This is a genomic window from Variovorax sp. OK605 (assembly GCF_900115445.1).
Lineage (GTDB): Bacteria > Pseudomonadota > Gammaproteobacteria > Burkholderiales > Burkholderiaceae_C > Variovorax.
In genome coordinates this window covers 77948-100361 of the sequence record NZ_FOWL01000017.1, presented here as the reverse complement: position 1 = coordinate 100361, position 22414 = coordinate 77948, and the positions used below count along the sequence as shown (strand labels likewise).

Annotated in this window: 21 protein-coding genes; 3 read left to right on the top strand and 18 right to left on the bottom strand. The window is 68.7% G+C overall.

Annotation, left to right across the window (positions count from 1 at the left end; genetic code table 11):
• Positions 1-28: 28 nt before the first annotated feature.
• From BM013_RS32330 to BM013_RS32270, 13 genes are all read right to left on the bottom strand, one after another.
• The gene (locus tag BM013_RS32330; protein WP_143098429.1) at positions 29-2050 is read right to left on the bottom strand and encodes a hypothetical protein; all 2022 of its coding nucleotides are present in this window, start codon (positions 2048-2050) and stop codon (positions 29-31) included.
• A 38-nt stretch (positions 2051-2088) separates the two neighbouring features.
• Positions 2089-3156, bottom strand: coding sequence for an acyltransferase family protein (locus tag BM013_RS32325; protein ID WP_093132760.1), 1068 nt, complete (start codon positions 3154-3156; stop codon positions 2089-2091).
• Between the two features lie 14 nt (positions 3157-3170).
• Complete coding sequence (locus tag BM013_RS32320) at positions 3171-4052, bottom strand: class I SAM-dependent methyltransferase (protein ID WP_093132758.1); 882 nt, start codon at positions 4050-4052, stop codon at positions 3171-3173.
• Positions 4049-4465, bottom strand: a complete 417-nt coding sequence (locus BM013_RS32315; RefSeq protein WP_093132756.1) for a GtrA family protein — start codon at positions 4463-4465, stop codon at positions 4049-4051. Before BM013_RS32315 ends, BM013_RS32320 begins: the two co-directional genes overlap by 4 nt.
• Positions 4466-4472: 7 nt before the next feature.
• Positions 4473-5396 (bottom strand): glycoside hydrolase family protein, encoded by a 924-nt coding sequence (locus tag BM013_RS32310; RefSeq protein ID WP_093132754.1) that lies wholly within the window; start codon positions 5394-5396, stop codon positions 4473-4475.
• Positions 5393-6058: an acetyltransferase gene (locus BM013_RS32305; protein WP_093132752.1), complete on the bottom strand. Its 666-nt coding sequence runs from the start codon at positions 6056-6058 to the stop codon at positions 5393-5395. Before BM013_RS32305 ends, BM013_RS32310 begins: the two co-directional genes overlap by 4 nt.
• Entirely contained in the window at positions 6055-6693 is a 639-nt protein-coding gene (locus BM013_RS32300; protein WP_093132750.1) for a class I SAM-dependent methyltransferase, read from the bottom strand. The genes BM013_RS32305 and BM013_RS32300 overlap by 4 nt, the downstream gene beginning before the upstream one ends.
• Positions 6686-7477: a class I SAM-dependent methyltransferase gene (locus tag BM013_RS32295; RefSeq protein ID WP_093132749.1), complete on the bottom strand. Its 792-nt coding sequence runs from the start codon at positions 7475-7477 to the stop codon at positions 6686-6688. The genes BM013_RS32300 and BM013_RS32295 overlap by 8 nt, the downstream gene beginning before the upstream one ends.
• Before the next feature lie 48 nt (positions 7478-7525).
• Complete coding sequence (locus BM013_RS32290; RefSeq protein WP_256221806.1) at positions 7526-8347, bottom strand: phytanoyl-CoA dioxygenase family protein; 822 nt, start codon at positions 8345-8347, stop codon at positions 7526-7528.
• On the bottom strand, positions 8344-9288 hold the full coding sequence (locus BM013_RS32285) for a glycosyltransferase family 2 protein (RefSeq protein WP_093132747.1): 945 nt from the start codon (positions 9286-9288) through the stop codon (positions 8344-8346). The genes BM013_RS32290 and BM013_RS32285 overlap by 4 nt, the downstream gene beginning before the upstream one ends.
• Entirely contained in the window at positions 9285-9983 is a 699-nt protein-coding gene (locus BM013_RS32280) for a WbqC family protein (protein WP_093132745.1), read from the bottom strand. The genes BM013_RS32285 and BM013_RS32280 overlap by 4 nt, the downstream gene beginning before the upstream one ends.
• A gap of 16 nt (positions 9984-9999) precedes the next feature.
• A complete protein-coding gene (locus BM013_RS32275; RefSeq protein WP_093132743.1) occupies positions 10000-10641 on the bottom strand; it encodes an SIS domain-containing protein in 642 nt (213 codons plus the stop codon).
• Between the two features lie 86 nt (positions 10642-10727).
• The gene (locus BM013_RS32270; RefSeq protein ID WP_093132741.1) at positions 10728-11126 is read right to left on the bottom strand and encodes a YraN family protein; all 399 of its coding nucleotides are present in this window, start codon (positions 11124-11126) and stop codon (positions 10728-10730) included.
• Between the two features lie 45 nt (positions 11127-11171).
• Here BM013_RS32270 and rsmI point away from each other — a divergent pair, with 45 nt between their 5' ends.
• Positions 11172-12122, top strand: a complete 951-nt coding sequence (gene rsmI, locus BM013_RS32265; protein WP_093132739.1) for a 16S rRNA (cytidine(1402)-2'-O)-methyltransferase — start codon at positions 11172-11174, stop codon at positions 12120-12122.
• Here rsmI and BM013_RS32260 read toward each other — a convergent pair.
• The gene (locus BM013_RS32260; RefSeq protein WP_093132737.1) at positions 12119-12655 is read right to left on the bottom strand and encodes an RNA 2'-phosphotransferase; all 537 of its coding nucleotides are present in this window, start codon (positions 12653-12655) and stop codon (positions 12119-12121) included. The genes rsmI and BM013_RS32260 overlap by 4 nt on opposite strands.
• Positions 12652-13554, bottom strand: a complete 903-nt coding sequence (locus BM013_RS32255; RefSeq protein WP_093132735.1) for a LysR family transcriptional regulator — start codon at positions 13552-13554, stop codon at positions 12652-12654. Before BM013_RS32255 ends, BM013_RS32260 begins: the two co-directional genes overlap by 4 nt.
• A gap of 96 nt (positions 13555-13650) precedes the next feature.
• On the opposite strand from BM013_RS32255, the gene BM013_RS32250 reads away from it, so the two are divergent.
• Complete coding sequence (locus tag BM013_RS32250) at positions 13651-14148, top strand: hypothetical protein (RefSeq protein ID WP_093132733.1); 498 nt, start codon at positions 13651-13653, stop codon at positions 14146-14148.
• 12 nt (positions 14149-14160) lie between these two features.
• On the opposite strand, the gene BM013_RS32245 is transcribed toward BM013_RS32250, so the two are convergent.
• Positions 14161-14889: a glutathione S-transferase gene (locus BM013_RS32245; protein ID WP_093132732.1), complete on the bottom strand. Its 729-nt coding sequence runs from the start codon at positions 14887-14889 to the stop codon at positions 14161-14163.
• A gap of 71 nt (positions 14890-14960) precedes the next feature.
• On the bottom strand, positions 14961-15779 hold the full coding sequence (locus tag BM013_RS32240) for a sulfite exporter TauE/SafE family protein (RefSeq protein ID WP_093132730.1): 819 nt from the start codon (positions 15777-15779) through the stop codon (positions 14961-14963).
• 132 nt (positions 15780-15911) lie between these two features.
• Here BM013_RS32240 and BM013_RS32235 point away from each other — a divergent pair, with 132 nt between their 5' ends.
• On the top strand, positions 15912-16676 hold the full coding sequence (locus tag BM013_RS32235; protein ID WP_093132729.1) for an AraC family transcriptional regulator: 765 nt from the start codon (positions 15912-15914) through the stop codon (positions 16674-16676).
• Between the two features lie 33 nt (positions 16677-16709).
• Here BM013_RS32235 and BM013_RS32230 read toward each other — a convergent pair whose 3' ends face one another.
• On the bottom strand, positions 16710-22403 hold the full coding sequence (locus BM013_RS32230) for an alkaline phosphatase D family protein (protein ID WP_093132727.1): 5694 nt from the start codon (positions 22401-22403) through the stop codon (positions 16710-16712).
• Positions 22404-22414 lie beyond the last annotated feature (11 nt).

Sequence of the window (22414 nt, the reverse complement as noted above, 5' to 3'; positions counted from 1 at the left end):
CCGTGCAGGCTTGCGGGTGACGTCGGGTCTATCGGCAGGGCTCGGTGGGCGGGAGCGCTTCCGGCGCGCGCGGCCCGGCATCGTAGACCGACATGCCCCCGCCGGAGTGCACGGCGGCTTGCCGCAACGGGTCCCACGCCACCGTCTCACCGGCCGGCACGACGAACCAGCGAATTGCATTGTCCCGCAACAGGCCACGCGCTTCGGGCCAGTTCGCAGCCCGCGCGATCTGCCCGAGCGCGTCGGTGCGCATCGCGACCGTGCGCGCCACGCAGCCGCCCCTCAGCGTGCGCAGTTCGGCGCGGGCGAGAAAAGCTGGGATGTCGGTGAGCGAGATCAAATCGACGATCACGCGGCTTTGCCCGTTGACGGCGTCACCACCCAAGGCCATCACGTCACCGACCTGCGATTGCGCGCGCATGAAACGGGCGGCGTCGATCAGACCCGGAGCCACGTGTTGGTCATGGAAATCGCCGCCCCAAGGCATGGCGACGACATCGGGCTTTGCGGGGTTGAGCCCTCGGCCGGCCAGCGCCGCCGCCGCCAGCAGGGCCAGGGACAGCACGAAAGCCCCGTGCCGGAACGCCGTCGAGTCGGCGCGCGCGCCGGCGGCCAGGCGCCACGCATGGACCACGGTGAACACCGCAACGATCACATAGAGCAGCGGAAAGTGGCGATGCTTGTATTCCGTGAAGTCACCGTTGCCCGCCGTCGGCGCCAACAGCATCAGCGCCACGAAGGTGAGCACCATGAAGGCTGCCAGCAGATCGGAGCGCCGCCACCCGAAGCGCAACGCCGCCGCACCGGCCAGCAGCGGATACAGCAGCGCGTACGCGCCCAGCACCGCCACCAGTGCGAGCGCGGTCTTCACGACCAGCATGGCTGCCGATGGTTCGGCCGCCAGCGACAGCGCATGCCCACGGAACTGCGTGTACCTGAGCGCGAAGTCCAGGTACTGGAAAGGATCGGCATGCGCCATGAACGCAGCCCGCAACCCCGGCGACGCCAGCGCCGCGGCCACGACCGCCAGCAGCACGAGGCCCGCGCCGATGCGCGTCGCGCGGCCGTAGGCCCAACGATGGCGCAGGCCGACATACAGCGCCAGAGCCGGCGCCAGCAGCATGAAAAAGTGCACCCGCACCAGGATGATCGACAGCGACAGCAGCGCCCCGAACACGAATGCCCGCGCCCCGCCGCGCTCGACGTACAGCAGCGCGACCGCGCCAACGACCATCGCCATACCGATCGCGTAGCCGACACCGGGCGCCGTGAGCAGCATCCAGTAGAAGTCGAGCCACCCCGAGTGCAGCGGCACGCGATACGCAGGCACTGCCGCGACAACGGACACGGCCAGCACCCCTGCGGCCCGCCCGCCGAGTTGCACGGCGAATGCATAGCAACCCAAGGCCGCCGTCAGCACGCCCATGGGCAGCAGCACCGACGTCGAGAGCGCCAGCCCGGTCAGGCCCGACACCGGCTGGAACGCCGCGGGGATGAGGAACGGCGCGTAGTGATAGAAGACCCGCGCCACGCCCGGAAGCTCCATGTCGATGCCGCTCGCGAACGGGCCGCCGAACGATGAGATGGTCACCCCGTGCAGGAAGAAGTCGCTCCAGATCGGCAGTGCGCCCGTCGTCGCGAGAGTGTGCGCCGACGCGACCGGTTCCCGCGTGAGCACCGCGATCGCGAGCGTGAGAAGCAACGCCACCAGCACGTCGAAGCGGCGCTCTGGCCGCGGCGCGCCCCTGCGGTCGCCAGCGATGAGCTGTGCGAGCAACACGAGCGCCGAGCAGACCCCGAATGCCGCCAGCGCCGAGATCGTGAACAGCGAGGTCAACGCGTACATCGGCAGCGCGAGGCAGACAAAGCCCACGCAATAGGCGGCCGGCCATCGTGCCTCGATACCTTCCATGCCGCCGGCACGCAACACCAGCGCGCCCGCCAGCGTCTGGACGCCTGCCGCCAGCAGCGCAAAAAGACACAGCGCGAGCGAAAAGGCACGCGCCCCGATCCACAACTCAGCCGCCACGAAGGCGCCGACGATCAACAAGAAGGCGGCCGCCTCAGGTGCGACAGCGAGACGGCGCATCAGGTCTGCACTTTCGCAACGGGCGCGGTCAACCTGCGGCGCAGACGGTCACGCAGGCGCATGGCGGGCTTCTCCACGACGTGCCACGAAAACACCGCCAGCGGCAAGATCAGCAGCAAACACGCGAGCACATAAAGGCCGAACCGATGCACAACACCCGACTGCGCGAGCGCCTGCTGCACCGGAAAGGCATAGATGTAGAGCCCGTACGAATAGTCCGTCTTGCGGAACATCGGGAGCTGGAGCCAGCGGTGGTAGGCCAGCACCATCACGCAATAGGCGATGCACACCTGGAGCGCCACGAAGCTGTGGTAGTCGAACTTGACGCAGGCCACGGCGGCAAGTATCGCGACGATCGCGACTCGCAACGACACCACGATGTAATCGCGGTTCACGAAGAACAGCACACCGATGAGAAAGCAGAACATCACGCTGTCGACGTTGATGTCGCCGCCCGACAGGTGGTAAGTGCCTGTCTGCTGAAGGTGCAGCACCACCGCGAGTGCACAGACCAGGTTGGCGACTGCACGGGCACCGAAACCGCCTGCTGCCCCGGCAACCATGAGGATCATGTACAGCGCAAACTCCTTGGGCAGCGTCCAGAGGGAGCCGTTCACCACCTGCGGGAACGAATTGTCCAGGAAGACCCCAGGCAAGCCCCAGCGCAGGTCGAGCACGGCGTTGTAGAAGAAGTAGTCGTGCACGCGCGGGTCCGACACATAGTCGCGCAACGGCAGCGTCGTCACCCATGCACCGAGCAACACCGTGAAGGCCAGTGCGACGATGAGCCCCGGAAATATGCGCAACATCCGCGCCACGAGAAACTCGAACACGTGCGGACGGTTCACGAAGCTCTGCGACACCAGGAAGCCGCTGATCACGAAGAAGATCTGCACCCCGAGCTGTCCCGCGCTCACGGGCGGTATGTGGGCGTTGATCCAGTCCCGCGTACCTTGCGGTCCGTAGGTTACGTAAGAGTGGCCGAAGATCACCAGCGAGGCGCCGATCAGCCGCAGAAGATTGAAGTTGTTGTTGCGGTCGACGCAGCAGTCGCTTAGATGTTTCATCGTGGTATCGCTTGTCAGCGGGCGGCCGGCTTGCGCGCCACGACCAGCCTCGAGCCGCCCACCGGCAGGCTGATGCCCAGACGGATCAAGGCGCGCTCGGCGGCCAGCACTGTTTCGAGCGCCTTGTTGAGCCAGGGCGAAATGTTGAACTCCGCCAACGGATCGAAGGCCTTGCCGGCGGACTTCTTGCGCGCGAGGCGCGACGCCATCAGCGCCGGCAGCAGCGCGCTCACGAACGAGGTGCTGCGTTCGATCTCGAAGCCCGCGGCTTCGATCTTGCGATGCAGTTCGCTCGCGCTGTAGCGCCGCACATGGCAGGCGTATTCGTCGGTCTCGCTCCACAGCCACGCATGCTGCGGCACGGTGATCACGATGCAGCCGCCCGGCTTCAGCGCGGCATGCATCTGGACCAGCACGCGTTCGTCTTCCTCGATGTGTTCGATGACGTCGAACGCGCCGACCACATCGAACTCCTCGCGGAACGGGATTTCGCGCGCATCCATCTGCACGAACTCGGCCGATGGCAGCCTCTGCGCCGCGAAGCCCAGGCCCGCAACGAAGATCTCGCTGCCGCGCAAGCGGGCCGACGGGTAAGCGCCGGCCACGCCGGACAGCACATACGCGGTGCCGCAGCCGATCTCCAGAAACGACTGGAAGCGCCCGCAGTACTTGCCGATGGCCCAGAGGATCAGCGCGTTGCGCGCGCGAAACCAGAAATTGGCGCCCTCGAGGCGCGCGAGCTCGGCGTAGTAGCCGGCCTTGAAGCCGCCGCCGTCGCGCGCGAATTGCGGCGAATAGGCGACGAAGCCGTCGACTTCGGCCGGGCCGCGCCCGCAGACCGGGCAATGCGCCAGGCCGCTGTCGTAGCTGGCGTCACAGTGCAGGCAGCGCTTCATCGAGGCGCCTGCGCAGCCGTCGCCGGCACGGGAAACACAAAATACTTGAAGGCCACGAAGAGAAATCCTGCGACGACAAAAATGGCAAAGGCCTGGGCAATCTGATGGGCGTACCCCATGCGGTCGACCAGCACATACAGAAGCACGAAATTGATCGTGTAGCCCACGCAGTGCGCGAGGAGGTAGCGCACGCCCACCGCCATGCCCTTCTCGTCGTGCCTGAAGGTGATCCTGCGATTGCCCCAGAAGCCGATGCAGGCCCCGGTGGCATAGAGCAGCGTCATGGTCACCTTGGGGCCCGCACCCAGCCAGGTGATGAGCAGGTAAACCAGATAGCCGGCCAGGTTGCTCAGCAGGCCCACGAAGGCATAGCTCAGCAATTGGGCGAACAGGGTCCGGGGCCGCGCGGGCATGGAAGCCTCAGCCATCCGAGAGCACGGCAAGGCCGAAGCCGGACTGGCCGTATCCGTTGCCGTTGTAGAGCATGTAGCACTCGCCGCCGTGCGCGAGGACGAAGGGGTACTCGATCATTTCCGAATCCCAGCCTTCGTTCGATACGTCGATGCCGGCGTTTTCGAGACGCAGCTGCCAGGTACGTCCGTCGGCGCTGGTCGCATGGCCGATGCGGTAGGTTTCGCCGGCCCCGCTGCGGTAAGAGAACCACATGCGCCAACCCGCTGCGTCGCGCAGCACCGTTGGCCGGGAAAAGGCCTGCGCCGTGCCCACGGCAAAAGGAACGGCGAGGCCGGTCTTCTGCCAGTGGTTGCCGTCCGTGGAACTTGCCCCGTTGATCACATGCACCATCTCGCCGTTGCCTGCGTCCCAATCCAGCGTCGAGCCGTACCACATGGTGTAGCCCGCACCCGCATCGTCGCGCATGACCCAGGGGTAGGACAGGCTCACGGCATCGACGGCGTCCAGCGGCATGAACGGCCCGCTGCCATCGAGCGAGAGACCGAGGTCGGCACCGACGCGCAGCCGCCCCACCTCCCCGCGCCAGTGCGCGTGGGGCGGGTTCTGCCAACCCATGAACAGCATGTAGCGGCCCGAAGGCGTGTCATAGCAATTGCCGATGCTCACGCCGTCGGCGTAGAAAGAGCCCTCCGGCCCGTGCTCGAAGAACGGCGCGTGGTGTTCGCGCACCACCCGGCGCTTCACGAGGTCGATGTCGACCGCGCCGACCGACGAGCGGTTGACCGCGTCCCTGCCGCTGAAGAACACCCGATAGACGTCACCTTCCAACAGCACCGGCAACGGATTGGCAGCGTGCGTCAGTAGCTTCGGATGCCGCTGCCCGCCCTGCGGGGCATACAGCAGGCCGAGCTTTCGCCAGGACTGCGTCATATGCCCCGCAGCCTGGTGCTGGGCACCTTCGATCGCTCGGTGGCGGGGCCGATGTAGACGCCTTCGGGTGCCGCATCGGCCAGCAACAGCGCGCCGGCCCCGACGACGCAGCGCTCGCCAACCTTGATGTGGTCCCTGAGCGTCGCATTGACGCCGATGAAGCACTGCTCGCCGATTTCCACGCCGCCCGAGACGACCACGTGCGAGGCGAGGAAACAGTGGTCCGCGACGATCGAGTGATGCCCGATGTGGTTGCCGCTCCACAGCGTGACGTTGTTGCCGATGCGGGCGAAGGGCTGGATCGTGTTGTCTTCGAGGATGAAGCAGTTCTCGCCGATGGCGCCGTCGTTCAGCAGCGTCGCGGCCGAGCTGACGTAGCTGGCCAGCCGGTAGCCCAGGGCCTTGGCGGCCAGGTATTTTTCCTTGCGCACCGCGTTCAGCTTGGCGTAGCTCAAGGCCACGAACACATCGAAGTCTTCGGGCGGGAAGCGCTGCCCGACTTCTTCGAAGGCGACCACCGGCAGCCCGCAGAAGTCGGGCTCGCGGATGAACGCCGCGTCCACCGTGAATCCTGCGACCTCGTAGCCGGAGTCGGTACTGAAATAGCGATGGGCGAGCTGCGCGATGTCGCCGGCGCCGAAGATCACAAGGCGCTTGCTCATGGTTGCTTCCTCACCAGCATCGTGAATTCGTAGAGTCCGTAGTCGTGCAGCAGCGCCACATTGCGCGAATAGCGCCGCTTGCACAGGTCGAACAGACGGCCGGGGTCGGCGTAGTAGAGATCGGGGCGCATCCGGTCGGCGTCGGAATACGAGGTCAGGCAATTGAACGAAAAACCGAGGCGGCTGGCGCGGTCCAGTTCGTCGAGCGAGCGCTCCACATAGGCTTGCCACTCGGCATCGGTACGCCCGAAGCGCACGTTGAAGATACCGCTGGCGATACCGTAGTCGTTCACGCAGTCGGGTGCGCTGGCCTGCAGCAGCCTCGCGTTTCCCCGGCCCTGCAGGCGCTCGCGCGCGGCTTCGACCATGCTGCCCGACACGTCCACGCCGAGGTAGTCGAAGGCGCGGCCTTCGGCCGAGAGAAAGTCGTGCAGCGCGCCGTAGCCGCAGCCGAGATCGGTCACCGAGAACGGCCGCGACGCGTCGATGACGCGGCACAGTTCGCGAAAGCGCAGCGTCTGGCCCTCCTCGCCATTCCAGTCGACGCCGCGCGGACTCTGGCCGTGCTGTTCGAGCTTGTCGGAGTAATAACCGGCGACCTCCGAAAGGAGCGCCGCGTTGCCGACTTCAACCATGCTTGATCTCCGCCGAGGGCTTGGCCTCGAAATAGATGACCAGCGCTTTCTCGGATTTCGAGAACAGCTTCTGGACGAGGTGTACCGGCGTCATCGTCACGCGGTTCAGGACCAGGCCTAGCATCGACGGGAAATGCGTCTTGAACTTGACCGTGCGCCGGCCCGACTCCTTGGTGCGCTCGAGTGCCGACATGCCGAGCTTGGCGCTTTCACTGCGGCGCACGAGGAAGTTGGAAACCGGCAACAGCGCATTCGAAAGCGGGAACGTCAACCCGGCGATGTGCATCAGGCTCCACCGGTTGGCAAGGGCCAGCGTGCGGACGCTGGCCTGCGTGTAGCGCCTGCAATGTCCTGCGATGTCGTCCTCGATACCCCAATGCGCAGGCGATCCCGGCACTAGGCCGATCATCAGACCGGAGGGCTTCAGCACGCGCCCGGCAACGCGCATGAAGCGCGACTCCGCGTCGTCGTCCATGTGTTCCATCACCATGCACGAGATCACGAGATCGACCTGATCGGCCGGGCCGGGTTGTGCTGCGAGGAAGTCTTCGTTGAGTGCATCGAAGCGCCGCTCGGCGATCTGCTCGCCGAATCGCTCGCGCAGCGCGGTGATGGTTCGGCCCTCCAGGTCATAGGAACGCCCCTGCCATCCGCGCTCCAGCAGCACGCGCGTGATTTCACCGCTACCCGGACCTACCTCCACGAATCGGCCCGGCGGAAGCTGCCGCAGCCGCTCTTCAAGGTACATCAACTGAAGAAGGGTTCCCGGAGGAAGTACCGCCATGTGGAGACCTCTGTTCTGAACAACAATGCGCAACGCGGCTCTCACGCGTCAGCGAAGGCGCGACGCAAGAAAATCCGCCACCGTGGCCGGCTCCAGGTAGCTGAATCCCAGGATCTCTTTCGCCGCGACGGAAAGCCCGGAATCGTCGACGTTGCCCGGGATGCGGATCTGCTGCTTGAAGTACGGGATATTGAAGACGTGATTGACGGCACGTCGAACCCGGCTGCTCGCGTTGTAACCGCCGGCGTGGAACATCATGCAGTCGAGGAGGATGAATTGTCCGGCTTTCGCCTCGATTTGCAACGCGTTGCGGCGCACGAGAGCAGGCGAAGCGAATGCCGCCGACTTGTGCGAGGCAGGCAACACGAAGGTTGCACCGTTCTCCACCGTGAAGTCGTCGATGCAGTAGAGCGCATTGATTGCCAGCGGCGTCGACGAGACGAAGTGCTGATAGGGCAGGTCGCGATGCCAGGCGCCCTGGTTGTAGCCCTGCTGCGATGGGTTGACCACGCCGTTCTGCTGATTGAGGATGAACTTGCCCGCGATGAGTTGACCCACCGCCGCGAGCAGGTTGTCGTTCAGCGCGAGACGCAGAAACGCGCCATCGTGCGCCATCATGAGACGCACATTGTTGTGTTCGTCCATGGCCTTGAGTTCATCGATGCCATGGGCCAGCGCATAGCCTTTGCAGACGCTGTCGAACGCACGCGACAGTGCCGCGACCTCCTGCGCCGTGAAACCCGCGTCGAGCACGGCATAGCCCAGTGCGCGAACCTGCTCCACCGCCTCTTCGATGAAGTTGTCGGCACTCGTGCGTTGCAGGATGCCGTAGGCCTTGGTCGGCGCTGGTCCCAAAGTCGACTCTGTCATGGCGAGTCCCCTGGGTTCGGGTTGCGACCGTGGATTTGGCGCACGATGGTATAGGGCCGTTGCTTCACCTCGGAGAAGATCTTGGCGATGTAGATGCCCTGCACGCCGATGAAAAAAATGATGAGCCCCGAGAACAGCCAGATCGACGCCACGATGGATGTGTACCCGTCCGGGGGCGACGAAGCCGAAAAATAACGCGCCAGCAAGTGCAGGATATACACCACCGCAGACAGCGAGATCAGCAGCCCCGAGTAGAAGGTGAAGACCAGCGGCAGGCTGCTGAACGACGTGACCGCGTTGACCAGGTGACTGATCTTGCGCGAGAGCGAGTAGGTGGTCGGGCTGGTGGCGTGCTTCTCGACCTGTCGGCGCGTCTGGCGGAAGCCCGTGATGATCCAGAGCCCGCCGATGTTCAGTTCGCGCTCGCGATGCAGCAGCAACGCGTCCACGTAGCGACGGGTCATCAGGCGCGCCGTCACGATATTGTCGGGCTGCACGATGCCCGTCAGCAGGCGGAACAATTTGTAGAAGACGCTGCCCGTGAAGCGTTCGAACGCCCCGCCCTTTCGGGCGTCCTGCACGCCGAAGACCACGTCGCTGCCGTCTGCATGCATGGCTTGCGCGAAAGGGATGAGCCATTCGGGCTCCTCCTCGAGGTCGCTGTCGATCAGGAACACGCGCTCTCCGGTCGACGCTTCGAGCCCGGTCATCATGGCTTTGTGATGCCCGAAGTTGCGCGACAGGTCGACCACCACCACGTGGCTGTCCCGCGCCGTGAGTTCCACGGCCACCTCCAGGCTCCGGTCGGGCGAGCCGTCGTTGACGAGCACGATCTCGTAGTCTTCGCCCACGAGGCCGTGCGCCGCCGCGCCTGCGCGGGCGCAGAACTCCGCGATGTAACGCTCGGACTGGTACAGGGTCGCGACGATCGACAGCTTCATGGCTTCACATACCTCATGAAGCCGGCGGCCTCTTTGCCGCAGTTGAACAACAGGTCGAGCACCGTCACGCCGTGCGTGAACTCCCCCCACAACTGCGGATACGCGGGGTAGCCCGCATAGTCGAACCAGCGCAGCGCAACGCCGCGCTGGGCGAAGACGGTCTCGTCGACATAGTCTCGCGCCGCGGGGCCCGAGACGTATTCGTCCGCTGCAGCTTGCACGCAGATGTCGGCCAGGCGCTCGGTCTTGCCGTCGGCCAGCGTGTAGTCGGACGAGCTCGTGATCCGCGTGTGGATGCCGAGGTAGGCGCACACGGCCTCGATCAGGCGGCGGTTGAGCTGCGACAGGTTGGCCGGCAGGTCGGGCGATTGGTAGAGCGGGGCCAGCCATTGCGCCACCTCGTCGTAGTGCGGAGCCCGGCGGTAGTTCTGCTCGAACGCCTTCCAGTGCAGCGCGGCCCAGTCGGTGCCGTCGATTTCGGTGTCCTTGATCTTCTGCGTGTACTTGCCTTTGACGATCACCGGCACCGTCAGCCATTGCACACCTTGCGGCGTCTTGATCTGGTTGCGGTTGCGCCAGTCGCGGCGCGTGTACTGCATGTCGTCGAAGAGCACGAACTCGTCGACCATCGCGATCAGGTCGAAGTAGCCCTTCCACGGGATGTAATTGGACTGGACGATGGCGATTCTTTTCATGGACACAGGCGGCGCGTCACGAGACGTCCTGGTCCCCGAGCAACTGAGCGTCCACCCCGTCGCACAGGCAATGCAGCGCGAGCAGATGGACTTCGTGAATGCGCGCCGCACGCTCGTGCGGCACGTTGATCTGGACGTCGGTTTCGCGCAGCGCGCGGCCGATGGCACCGCCCGAACCGTTGTGGCCAGCGCCGGGCGCCGGAGGCTGCCCCGACACCGCGTTGCCCAGCAGCGCTACCACGGTCATGTCGCGCTCGTGGGCGGCCGTCACCGCGGCCAGCACCGCGGCCGACTTCCCGCTGGCACTGAGCGCCAGCAGCACGTCGCCGGCCTGGCCGAGCGCGCGCACCTGGCGAGCGAAGCGGTCGGAATCCATGGCGCCGGCACTGTCGGCTTCGGGGTCGGTGGGGTCGCCGGGCAGCGCGATGGCGCCGAGCTCGGGCCGTTCACGCTCGAAGCGGCCCACGAACTGCGCGGCGAACTGGGCCGCCAACAGCCCGGACACGCCGGCGCCGCAGGCCAGCACCTTGCCACCGCTGGTCACGCAGGCCAAGAGGGCCTGCATCGCTTGAGAGATGGGTTTGCTGAGGACCGGGCCGGTCTGGTATTTGAGGTCGGCACTGTCGATGAAGTGCTGCTGAATCCGTTGCTCGAGCATGAGGCGGGATGATAACTGGGGTTGTGAAACAAAAAGTGTGAGTGGTAGAGCCAGCAACCAGGGCTTCAGCTCCCCACGCGGGGGCATCAGCTCGCGTCGAACGCGCCCTGCAGCCAGGTGATTTTCTCCTCGACCAGCACCACGTCGAATCGACACGGCGGCACCGTGCGCAGCCGGCTCAGGTAATGCTGCGCGGCGAACACGATGCGCCGCTGCTTCGGCCCGGTGATGCTGCCGCCCGCGCCGCCGTGCGCGCCGGTGCTGCGCTGGCGCACCTCCACGAACACCAGCGTGCCGCCGGAAGAACCCCGCGGATCCCGCATGATCAGGTCGATCTCGCCGCCGCCGCGCCCGGGGGTCCGATAATTGCGCGCCAGCGGCATGAGGCCGGCGTCCTGCAGATGCGCGAGCGCGGCGTCCTCGGCCGCATCGCCGCGCCGCTTGGTGGTGGCGGCGGTACCGGTGGTCGTGCTGGTGGTCTTCATGGCTCCCTGCCTGCAATCTTCTTTTCGTTCTCTCGGAGAAACCTCTTGGCTTCACTCGCCCCTGCTTCTTTCGGCGCCGCCCTCGCGGCCGCGCACGACGCCGCGGGTGCGCAGCATTATCCGCAGGGCACCCTTTACGTGGTCGCCACGCCGATCGGCAACCTGGCCGACATCACGCTGCGCGCGCTGCATGTGCTGCAACTGGTCGACGCCATCGCCTGCGAGGACACGCGCCACACCCAGACCCTGCTGCGCGCCTACGGCATCGACCGGCCCGGCTCGCGCCTGCTCGCGGTGCACCAGCACAACGAAGCCGAGGCCGCGCAGACCGTGGTGGCGCGCCTCGCGCAGGGCGAGCGCGTCGCCTACGTCAGCGACGCCGGCACGCCCGGCGTGAGCGACCCCGGCGCGCGTCTGGCCGCGGCCGTGCGCGCGGCCGGCCAGCGCGTGCTGCCGCTGCCGGGCGCCAGCGCCGTGACCACCCTGGTGGGCGCGGCCGGCCTGGTGGCCGACGGCGGCGACGGCAACGCCAGCAGCGCCTTCGTCTTCGCGGGCTTCCTGCCGAGCAAGGCCGGCGAGCGCGACACCGCCGTGCAGGCCCTGTCGCAGGAGCCGCGCGCCGTGGTGCTGCTGGAGGCGCCGCACCGCATCGAGACCCTGGCGCGCGCGCTGGCCACGCTGGGCGAGCGCCGCGTCACCGTGGGCCGCGAGCTCACCAAGCAGTTCGAGGAAATCGCGACCGTGGCGGCCAGCGCCCTGCCCGGCTGGTTCGCCGCCGACCGCGACCGCACGCGCGGCGAGTTCGCGCTGGTGCTGCACCCCGTGGCGGTGAGCGGCAACGACGGTGCCGAAGGCGAGCGCGTGCTGCGCCTGCTGCTGGCCGAGCTGCCCGTGAAAACGGCCGTGAAGCTGGCCGCCGAAATCAGCGGCGCGCCGCGCAACACGCTGTACGAAACCGCGCTGCGCATCCGCAACGGCGCTGACGAAGAAAGCTAGCCCGACAGGAATTCGGGCGGCACGGCGTCGGCCAGCCACACGCCGTTTTCCGCGCGATGGAACGCGTGGCCCAGCGCATGCATGCGGGCCGCGTCGACCCGCAGCACATGCGCCTTGCCATGGCGCTGCCCGACCTGCACCGCGGTCGCCTCATCGGCGGACAGGTGCACATGCTGGCGTGACCCCGGCTTCAGGCCCTGTTCGCGGATCGCATCGAGAAAGCGCGTCGCCGTGCCGTGAAAAAGCACGGCCGGCGGCACCACTGCCTCGAAGCTGCGGCTGACCTGCGGCGTCGAATGGCCCTGCAGCGCGCGAATGCGCTGCCCGTCGCCCGACAGCTCGTAGCGCTTCTTGGTGCCCGAATCGACCGCGCGCACGACGTCCGCCCGCGCCAGCTCGCGCCCGCCGGCCACCGCGCCCGCCACCAGCGCGTCGATGCCGGCCCAGCCCTGCGCGTCGAGCCGCAGCCCGATGGACTCCGGCGCGTGCCGCAGCACATAGGCGATGAACTTGCTCGTGTCTTCGGGTGTCATGTCGTCTTCCAGTGATCGGCGTGCGCCAGCAGCGCGTTCCACAGGCGCTGCACATGCGCGGACGGAGGCCGGTCGGCCGCGTGGAACACGTGGTATTCGAGCGGCGGATAGCCCTGCAGCGGCACCGCCGCCAGCCCCTTCGGAATGCGGCAGCAGGCGTTGACCACCGTCAGGCCGAAACCCAGCTGGGCGAAGCGCAGCATCAGCTCCCAGCCGTTGGCCTCGAGCGACGGCTGCCACGGCACCGACTCGGCCTGCAGCAGCCGCCCGAGCAGCTCGCGATGCGGCCGTCCCGCCGGCGGCACGATCAGTTGCGCGCCCTTCAGGTCGCGCAAGCGCACCGCCTTGCGCGACGCCAGCGCGTGCGCGCGCGGCACCACCAGCACCTGCCCCACCACCGTGAGGCGCACCGCATGCAGGTCCGCCGGCACCGTGCCCAGCGGCGCAATGCCCAGCTGCGCCTGGCCCGCGCGCACCGCCTGGATGGCCTCGTCGCGGTTGCGCGTGAGCAGCTGCAGGTGCGGCGACGCGCCCGGCCCCGAGAACTGCGACAGCGCCTTGCCCAGCAGATACAGGTAAGCGCCCTCGCCCGCCGCCAGCGTGACGACGGGCGTGTCCTGCCCCTCGGCCAGCCCCTTCGTGAAGCGCTGGTTGAGCAGCAACAGCTCCCGCGCATGCCGCGCGACCTGCTCGCCCGCACGCGTGAGTTCGAGCGCGCTGCCCACGCGCATGTACAGCTTGGCGTCGAGCTGCTCCGACAGCTTGCGCACCTTGGCGTGCAGCGCCGGCTGGCTGATGTGCAGCAGGCGCGCCGATTCGCTGAAGTTCAGCGTGTCGGCGAACACGGCGAACGACTGCAGCGCGTCGAGGTTGGTGCGTGGAATGTGTGGAACGTCCATCTATCCATTTTATGGATAGCACATCCAATATCAGTAGTTCCCGATGATGGCCTTCGTTTCTACGATCCGGCTGCATCAACACAAGAGGAACAAGAAATGAAGAACAAGCAACCCATCCCCCGCCTGGGCATCGACATCGGCCGCGTGCTCATCGCCGCCGAACGCGCCGACGGCGCCGACACCGCGTTCATCGGAGGCTCGCTGCAGGACGCGCTCGACACGCCACCCTACGAAGGCATGTTCGAGGCCGTGGCGCCGCTGGTCGACAAGTTCGAAGGCCGCGTGTGGCTGGTGTCGAAATGCGGGCCCAGCGTGCAGGCCAAGAGCCGCGCATGGCTTCGGCACCACCGCTTCTTCGAGCGCACCGGCATGGCGCCCGACAACCTGCGCTTCTGCCTGCAGCGGCCGCAGAAGGCCGACCACTGCCGGCAGCTGCACATCACGCACTTCATCGACGACCGCACCGACGTGCTGCACCACCTCGAAGGCATCGTGCCGCACCGCTACCTGTTCGGCCCGCAACGCAAGCCGGTGACGGTCGAAGGGCTGGTGCTGCTGCCCGCGTGGAAAGACGCGGCGGCGCTGGTCGCGTGAGGGGCCGCGCGGCTAGCCGTCGAGCTCGGCGTAGCGCCTGAAGATGCCGTCTTCGTTGAACGCGATGCGCCGCGGGCTCTGCAGGTAGTCGCGCACGCGCTGGCGGCGCTTGATGTTGTCGTGCAGCTTCTCCACCGCCGGCGTTGCGGCCAGCGCCCGCGCGGTGGCCTTGGGAAAGGCGTAGTGCAACCCGTCGACCAGCTGGAACAGCGACAGGTCCGCATAGGTCAGCGTGTCGCCCACCAGGTGCAGGCTGCCCGCGGGGTTGCGCTGCAGGATGCGTTCGAACCAGTTCAGGAACTTCGGAATGCGCTCGTCGCGAAAGGCCTTCGCGCGCTGCTCTGCGGCCTCGCGCTGGTCTTCGTAATAGGCGCCGGTGGAAATCGGGTGGTGCGTGTCGTGCGCCTCGGCCACCGCATCGGCAATGGTCAGTTGCAGCTGGTGCGTCCACAGCCCGTCGGACTCGCCCACGCCCGCCAGCCCGAGCCGCGGCCCCAGGTACAGCAGGATCGCGGCGGTCTGCCCGACCACGACGTCGCCGTCCACCAGGAACGGCGGCGCGAACGCCGGGCGCGCGTTGTTCGGGTCGTCCAGCCGCTCGCCCAGCGCGGACCCGCCGCCGCCCTTGGACTCGGGCAGGCGCGCCACGTCGACGTAGTCGGCGCCGGCCGCTTCAAGCGCGAGCCGCACGAATTCGCCTCGGCCCTGGATGGTGGGCCAGTAATGGAGTTGGTATGGCATGCGGCCATGGTGTCAGGCTCGGCGCGGCGCCGCAACAGGCCGGGCCCAAGAGCCGAACTTGGCCTACGCGCTCAGCGCAGCGCCATGCCGGCCAGCACCAGCGCGAGCAGCGCGATGTAGCCCCAGGTGTGCACGCGGTGCGGCATGCGGCCGATGAACGACGCCGCGGCGCGCACGCCCACCAGCGAGCCGGCCACCAGCGCGGCGAACGCGGGCACGTCGACATAGCCGATGTGCCAGCCCTCGAGCGTCGAGGTGGCACGCCACGCCAGCGCCATGTAGGTGGCCGTGCCCGCCAGGGCAATGGGCAGCGACAGCGGGTTGGCCATGGCGGTGGCGCGCGTCATGTCGATGCCGCGGCGGCGCATCAGCGGCACCGTCATCACGCTACCGCCCACGCCGAGGAAGGCCGCGACCAGCCCGATGAAGAAGCTGCCGACAGTGGCAACGGCGCGCGACAGCGGGCGCACCAGGGCCGCTGCGTCGTGCGTCATGAAGCCGGGGCGAAACAGGCAGTCGAGGATGGTCACGCCCAGGTAGGCGATGAAGGCCCAGCGCACGAACTCGCCGTTGGCGGCCACGGCCATCGCCGCGCCCACCACGGCGCCGATGCCGATGCAGCCCAGCAGCGGGCGGATCAGCGCCCAGTCGATCGTGCCGGCGCGCTGGTGGCGCCGCGTGGCGAGCAGCGCGCTGACGATCATCACGCAGGTGGACGTGGCCACGGCGATGTGCATGGCGGACCGGCCCACCGCGCTGTCGGCGCCGTGCGCGAGGACCAATGCGCGGTACAGCAAGGGCACCACGACGAAGCCGCCACCGAAGCCGAACAGCACGGTGGTGACGCCCGCCAGCCCGCCGAAAGCCGCGAGCACGAGATAGATCGACACGAAGGAACTCCAGGAAGCGTTGAAGGAAGGCCTTGACGATAGGCCGCGGCCGCCTGGCGCGCTTGCGCATGTTCGACAATGATGTTTTCATTTCGGCCAACCCCAGCGGTCCCCACAGCCAGCCTTTTTGCGATGCGCAACATCTCCATCGACACCGTCGACGCCGTCGACCGACCGGTGCTGGCCATCGGCACCGACTACCCGCCGGGCCATCTGCTGCCCACGCACAGCCACCGCCGCGCGCAGTTTCTCTACGGTGCCACGGGCGTGATGGAGGTCGGCTCCGACGACGGCGCGTGGGTGGTGCCGCCGCAACGCGGCGTGTGGATTCCGGCCGGCAAGCCGCACCGCGTGCGCATGCTGGGCGTGAGCACGCGCAGCCTCTACATCGAGCCGCGCGCCGTGCCGCGCCAGGGCGATCAGTGCCAGGTGCTCAACGTGTCGCCGCTGCTGCGCCAGTTGCTGATGGAGGCGGTCGACCTGCCGGCGGCCTACGACAGGCAGGGCCGCGACGGCGTGCTGATGCGCCTGGTGCTGCACGAGCTGGCCCGCGCCGAGGTGCTGCCGCTGCACGTGCCGCTGCCGCGCGACGCGGCGCTGGCCACGCTGTGCGTGGACTTTCTTCGCCAACCCGACGTGCATGCGGCGCCTTCTGCGTGGGCCGCCCGGCTCCACGTGAGCGAGCGCACCTTCAACCGGCGCTTCAGCCTGGAGACCGGCATGTCCTTCGGCAAGTGGCGCCAGCGGGCCTGCGTGCTGGTGGCGCTGTCGCGGCTGGCCGCGGGCGAGCCGGTGACGGCGGTGGCGCTGGACATGGGCTACGACAGCCCGGGCGCGTTCTCGACCATGTTCCGCAGAACGCTGGGGCGGCCTCCGTCGCATTTCGCGATGGCGTAGGCGCGGGCGTCGGCACGGGAACAGGCACGGCTGCTACACGCGGGCGAAGCGCGCCGGCCCCTGCACCGTCCAGCCGTCGCCCGCGGCCGGGTCCAGGTCGCGCAGGCAGCGCGTGAGCCCGTCGTCGAGGTCGAGGTTCACGCCGATGCGCCAATGCCCCGTGGCGCCGCGCTCCACCTGTACCACGGCAAAGCCGTTGCCGGTGCCCACCGCCGCCGTGACCATCGTCACGCCGAAGGCGTCCGGCGCGGGGCCGAGGTCCGCCGTGCCGTCGAGCCAGAACTCGTCTGGCCGCGAATTGACGAAGGTCCAGGGCGCATACAGGCCCGAAGACACGACCGAGATCACCTCCACCGGCCCGCCCGCGCCCTGCAGCCAGAGGCTCGACACGCTCGACATGTGCCGGTCGCCCGACAGCACCACCACATGCCGCGCCGTGGTGTCGCGCAGCAGCTCGAGCAGCACGCGCTGCGAGGCCGGGTAGCCACTCCAGTCGTCCATGCCCAGGCGCTGCGCCGGGTCCCCGAAGACGGCCGCGCGCGGCATGGGGAACAGCGCCACGGGCGAGACGATGAACCTGGGCACCTCGGCGGGCGCGGCCTCCAGCCACGTCTTCAGGTCGGCCATGCCGGGCTCGGCGCGAATGGCGGCCTGCGCCAACGGGGTCGCAACGGCCGCGGCCGGCGCGTCGGTGCGCAGCGCACGGCGCTGGCGCAGGCTGCGCGTGTCGAGCATGTAGAACGGAAAGCCGGCCGGCGCGATGCGGTAGTCGAAAGGCCGCTGGTCGTGCCGCCGCGCATCGATGTCGTGCACCAGCTTGTGCTGCTGCGCGAAGTAGCTGTCGAGCGCCACCTGCTCGGCCGGGTTGCCGTACGGGTCGGGGCTGGGCTCCCAGTCGTCCATCACCTCGTGGTCGTCGAGCAGCGGGTAGGTCGGCAGCGACGCCATCACCTGCCGCAGCGCCTCCAGCCTGAAGGTGAGCGCATAGGCCTGCCCCACGTCGTCGCCGCCCGCGGGCACGAAGAGCCCCGCGGTCTGGTCGACGTAGACCTGGTCGCCGGTGAGCACGAGCAGTTGCGGCTTGTGCGGCGGCACGAGCGCTTCGGTCCCCTCCTTCCCTTCCAGCCGATCTGCAAGCCGTTGGTACGACGCCTGCGCGGGCAGCCGGTCGACCAGCCCCGGCAGGTACTGGCAGCTCGCGAGCGCAAAGCACAGCGCGTCCTGCGCGGGCGTGCCGTCGGGCTGCACGGCGCCGGTCCACGCGGGGTCGAGCCGCACCACGGCGCGATCCAGCTGCGGGCCGCTCGCGGTCTTCAGCATGTGCTCCACCTGCGCGCGGATCGCATCGATCGGCTCGTCGTGCGGGTCGGCGAAGAGCCCGCTCATCAGCGACCGGCCCAGCACCTCGACCGGGCCGCGCGCCATCGGCAGGTCGTCATGCACGGTGAGCACGGCAAAGCCCTGGTACTTCGGAAGCATGTGGTCGAACAGGTCGACCTCGACAGCGCCCTGCAGCAGCGTCTCGCGCGTGGCCACGCGGCCGACCATGAAAGAGAAGTCGAACTGCCATTGCCCGTTTTCGCGTGTCGCGGGCACGAAGACCACGGCGCGTGCCGACGCATGCGCCGGCGGCGGCCGCAGCGCCAGGCGGCAATGCAGCCGGCCCGCATTGCCGGCCACGCGGCTCGCGTGGCCGAGCCACGGCCCCGTCCACGGCAGGCTCACCAGCCAGTCGGGGTCGGCCGGCTTCTCGGCGCCCGGCTTCCCGCCGAAGACGTCGAGGAAGCCGACGATGTGCGGGAACACGTCGTCGCAGGCCTTCTCGCCGATCAGCGTGTCCTGGTGGCCGTAGGCGTCGAGCACCCGCAGCTGGTGCGGCGTGCCCTCGCCCAGGAAGAGGTCGCCCTTGCCCGGCGCCGGCAGTTCGGGCGGATCGCGCGGCAGGCCGTCGTCCTTGCCGAACACGCGCTTGAGCAGCCAGAAGCTGTCGTACGAGCCGCGCCAGTCGAACACCGCGTTCTGCCGCCCGTGCAGCATCAGCACAGGAAAGCCGAAGCGCCTGCCGATCTGCTCGAACGCCACCGCGCGGTTCTGGCCGCCGGCGTCGGTCAGCACCTCTTCGCGCGCATAGCAGCCGACCTGCGAGAGGCCGCGCAGCTTCACGAAGCCGTAGATCGAGTCGAGCGAATCCAGCGTGTCCTTGCCGATGTTGTGCAGCCGCATGGTCTGGCCGAAGATGGCGTCGGCCCGGTGCCGCACGGCCGCGAAGCCCGGCGCCGTCTTCAGGGTCTGCGCCTCGCCGTCGTCGTCGGGGTACGGAAAGGTCGCGAGCAGCCCGTCGACCAGCAGGCGCTTCATGCGCGTGAGCTCGGGGCGCGTGTCGAACTCGTCGATGCCGGCGAACTGCTGCAGGTAGCCCGCCACGTAGCCGCGGAAGCGGTTGAACGCCGTCGCGCGCAGCAGCGGCCCGACCTGCGACAGCACCACCGCGCCGATGTCCTCGTGCAGCCCGGGCGTGCGCAGCACCGCCACGCTGAACATGGCCGCGCCGATGCAATGCGCCACCACGTCGATCTGCACCGGGGCCACGCCCGTGTCCGTGTCTGTGTCCGTGCCCGTGCTTGCATAGGCCGCCTGCACGGTGCGCACGGCATCGGGAATGTCGGTCTCGGCCACCTCGTCGAACGACCAGTACGCGCGCGGCCGGGCCGGGAAGCCGATGCTGGTGCGCAGGTCGAGCACCCACACCTCGCGTCCCGCCTCGAGCAGGCTGTGCACCAGGTTGCCGGGAATGCTCCTGTGCGCGAAGGTCGAGCCGCTCGCGCCGTAGCCGTGGATCAGCATCACGGGCCGCGTGCCGGCGCGCGGCGACGGCGGGCGGTAGCGCGACAGCAGCCGCGGCGGCGCAGCGCGAGCGCCAGGACAGGACATGACATCGACAGGCTCCGGCGTCACGCCGTCCACCACGCCGGGCAGGCGTTCGCACTCGGTCTTCGGCGAGTCCGGCGGCGGCACGAAGTCCAGCACGTGGATCTGCAGCACGATGCGCAGCACCCACAGCGCCAGCTCGGCCAGGTCGCCCAGCTGGTTGGGCATGTCCTGCTGGTGCTCCACGCACAGCAGGGGCTGCTGCTTCTCGACGAAGTAGGAAGGGTCGAGCGTCATCCAGCCCAGGTCCTGCGACGTGAAGGGCCCGACGCGCCGCAGCTCGCCTTCGCTCAGTTGCCGCCAGGGGTTGCCGCCTTCGACGAACGCGATGCGCTTGGTGAGCGTCAGGCGGTCACCCACCTTCAGCGGCGGGCCGTTCTCCACGCGCTGCACCGTCCACTCGTATTCGATGAGGCGCGCCTGCCCCAGGTGGGAGCACAGCGCGAGCAGGTCGGCCATGGTCGGGCCTTCGAAGACGGCGTTGTCTTCCTCGTCGGCAGGATCGGCAGGGTCGGCCGGCGCATCGCCTTGCGAGCCTTGCGGCTCGAGAAAGAGCTTCACCAGCGCCAGCAGCTTCTTGCGCGCGAGCCCATGGCTGCGCAGGATGCGAACGATGCTGTCGCACTTCTCGCGCACCAGCATCGCGGCGGTGCCGGTGCAGTGCGCCACCGGGGCGTTGTCGCCCTTGCCGAAGCACAAGGTCACCACGGGCTGCGACAGCGAACGGGGCGCCGCGCGCAAGGTGGGCACGTCGACCGGTTCGAACTCCGCCTCGGCGCTGAGGTCGAAGGGCTGGCCGTCGATGAGCACGCGGCCCGTCATGCGCTCGCGCAGCGACACGCGCGTGGGTGCGGGCGTGCGCGGGTGCGTGAGGTCGCGGCGCAAGGGGCGCTGCGACGCGGGCGGCGGCGGCGCGTCGGCCAGCGCCAGGCCCCAGTCGGCGGCCAGCACCGGCACCGCGCGCTCGGCCAGCGCCACGATGGTCAGCGAGGGGTTGATGCCCAGCGACACCGGCACGATCGACCCGTCGAGCACCGCCAGGCCGGGCAGCAGCGACTGCACTTCACCCGCGCCGCTGTAGACGCGGCCGTGGCTGTCGACCACGCCGCTTTCGCGCCGGTCGGCCATGCGGCAGCCGCCCAGCGGATGCACCGTGAGCACCGAGCCCACGTCGTCCAGCGCGCTCCCGAAGGCCGCGAGGCTGCCGAACGGCGGAATCGGCTGCCACAGCGGGTTGGGCAGCACGCGCCCGCCGAGCCCGCCCGAGCCGCCGTGCGCCGTGCGCAGCGCACGCAGCTGCGCCGCGAACACCGGCAGCGCGGCCACCTTCGGCCACGCCACGCGCACCTGCGCGTCGGCCAGCACATCGCCATCGCTGTCACCGTCGCTGCCGCCGACGAACTCGACCGTGCCCCCAGCGCCGTCGTCGCCCATCATTCCGTAGACCGGCGTGCGGCGCAGCATGTCGTCGTCCACGGCCAGCGGGTCGCGCGTCTCGTCCGGCGAATGAAGATCGAAGTCCATGCGCGCGAGCCCCTGCAGCGCGTCGGTGGTGGCGACCACCTCGGCCAGCAGGCGGCGCAGCGGGCCGGGTATGGCGAACTCCTCGATCACCAGCGGGCGCTCGCCCTTCTCACCCTTCTCACCCTTTTTCGCGCGGGTGCGCAGCAGCCCCGTGATGGTCGGGCCGATGCCCCGCTGCTCGGGCGCGTCGCCTTCCAGCGCGCTGGACAGCGCCTCGTCGTGCTGGTCGGCCGCCACCGCGATCATGTCGCCGTTGGCCGAGAAGCCCGCGCCCAGCGACGGCGCAACCGGCAGGCCGCCCGCCTGCGAGCGCAGCAGCAGCTCGGTCGAGCCCAGCGTGCCCGCGGCCACCACCACGCGGCGCGCGCGCAGCACATAGGGCCGCGTGTTGTCGGTGCGTGCCTTGCGCCGGTCGGTGAAGAAGAACTCGACTTCATAGCCCGCATCGCCGGGCAAGGCCCTGATGCGATGAGCCGTGGCGCCCGTGAACAGCCGCGCGCCGCGTGCATGGGCCTGCGCGAGGTAGTTGGTGTCCAGCGATTTCTTGGCGCGGTGGTTGCAGCCGCTGACGCAGTCGCCGCAGCGCAGGCAGCGGTGCATCGCCACGTTGGCCGGCGTGTGCGTGCCGTCCGCAAAGGCGATGGCCACGCGGGCCTTGCCGCTCGAGGCCGCATGCATCCGCGCGCCGGCCTTCATCAGCGAGGCCAGCTTGGAGACGGTCTCCGGAATCTGCTCGGGCGACAGCATGACCTCGGCCTTGGCGTAGCCGTCGGCCAGCGCGTGCGGGTCGACATCAGCGGGCCACCCGCTCTCGAAGGCGTCGGGCGTGGCGCGCTCCATCACCGCCGCGTTGATGAGCGAGCCGCCGCCCAGCCCGTTGCCCAGCAGCGCGTTCACCTTGCCGCCCAGGCGCACGTCGAACAGGCCCGAGGCGTTGCCGCGCGCCGGCTTGCCGTCCTGCATGCTGAAGCGCACATGGCCCGGCAGTTCGGCGAAGCTGGCCGGAAACTCGCCGGGCAGGTACTCGCTGCCGCGCTCCAGCACATAGACCTTGACCGGTGCCGCGCCGGGCGGCGCGTCCAAGGGCACGGCCCCCGCGAGCCGCGCCGCAGCCACCGCGCCGCCATAGCCGCTGCCGATGACCAGCACCTCGCAGTGCAATGCGCCGGGCGGCGCCGCGAGAATCTCGCGCACCAGCACCTCGGCGCCTTGCGAGAGCAGGCGATCGCCCGGGTCGTGGTCGTCGTGGTCGTCGTGGCGACTGCCGTTCGTCATGGTCGGCTCCT

What these genes read in the sequence shown, in the direction of transcription:
- BM013_RS32230 (WP_093132727.1), bottom strand. Translation starts at nt 22,403, where the DNA reads ATGACGAACGGCAGTCGCCACGACGACCACGACGACCACGACCCGGGC.
- BM013_RS32255 (WP_093132735.1), bottom strand. Translation starts at nt 13,554, where the DNA reads ATGGACGTTCCACACATTCCACGCACCAACCTCGACGCGCTGCAGTCG.
- BM013_RS32275 (WP_093132743.1), bottom strand. Translation starts at nt 10,641, where the DNA reads ATGCTCGAGCAACGGATTCAGCAGCACTTCATCGACAGTGCCGACCTC.
- BM013_RS32250 (WP_093132733.1), top strand. Translation starts at nt 13,651, where the DNA reads ATGAAGAACAAGCAACCCATCCCCCGCCTGGGCATCGACATCGGCCGC.
- BM013_RS32285 (WP_093132747.1), bottom strand. Translation starts at nt 9,288, where the DNA reads ATGAAGCTGTCGATCGTCGCGACCCTGTACCAGTCCGAGCGTTACATC.
- BM013_RS32280 (WP_093132745.1), bottom strand. Translation starts at nt 9,983, where the DNA reads ATGAAAAGAATCGCCATCGTCCAGTCCAATTACATCCCGTGGAAGGGC.
- BM013_RS32260 (WP_093132737.1), bottom strand. Translation starts at nt 12,655, where the DNA reads ATGACACCCGAAGACACGAGCAAGTTCATCGCCTATGTGCTGCGGCAC.
- BM013_RS32235 (WP_093132729.1), top strand. Translation starts at nt 15,912, where the DNA reads ATGCGCAACATCTCCATCGACACCGTCGACGCCGTCGACCGACCGGTG.
- BM013_RS32300 (WP_093132750.1), bottom strand. Translation starts at nt 6,693, where the DNA reads ATGGTTGAAGTCGGCAACGCGGCGCTCCTTTCGGAGGTCGCCGGTTAT.
- BM013_RS32245 (WP_093132732.1), bottom strand. Translation starts at nt 14,889, where the DNA reads ATGCCATACCAACTCCATTACTGGCCCACCATCCAGGGCCGAGGCGAA.
- BM013_RS32295 (WP_093132749.1), bottom strand. Translation starts at nt 7,477, where the DNA reads ATGGCGGTACTTCCTCCGGGAACCCTTCTTCAGTTGATGTACCTTGAA.
- BM013_RS32325 (WP_093132760.1), bottom strand. Translation starts at nt 3,156, where the DNA reads ATGAAACATCTAAGCGACTGCTGCGTCGACCGCAACAACAACTTCAAT.
- BM013_RS32320 (WP_093132758.1), bottom strand. Translation starts at nt 4,052, where the DNA reads ATGAAGCGCTGCCTGCACTGTGACGCCAGCTACGACAGCGGCCTGGCG.
- BM013_RS32290 (WP_256221806.1), bottom strand. Translation starts at nt 8,347, where the DNA reads ATGACAGAGTCGACTTTGGGACCAGCGCCGACCAAGGCCTACGGCATC.
- BM013_RS32270 (WP_093132741.1), bottom strand. Translation starts at nt 11,126, where the DNA reads ATGAAGACCACCAGCACGACCACCGGTACCGCCGCCACCACCAAGCGG.
- BM013_RS32310 (WP_093132754.1), bottom strand. Translation starts at nt 5,396, where the DNA reads ATGACGCAGTCCTGGCGAAAGCTCGGCCTGCTGTATGCCCCGCAGGGC.
- BM013_RS32315 (WP_093132756.1), bottom strand. Translation starts at nt 4,465, where the DNA reads ATGCCCGCGCGGCCCCGGACCCTGTTCGCCCAATTGCTGAGCTATGCC.
- BM013_RS32305 (WP_093132752.1), bottom strand. Translation starts at nt 6,058, where the DNA reads ATGAGCAAGCGCCTTGTGATCTTCGGCGCCGGCGACATCGCGCAGCTC.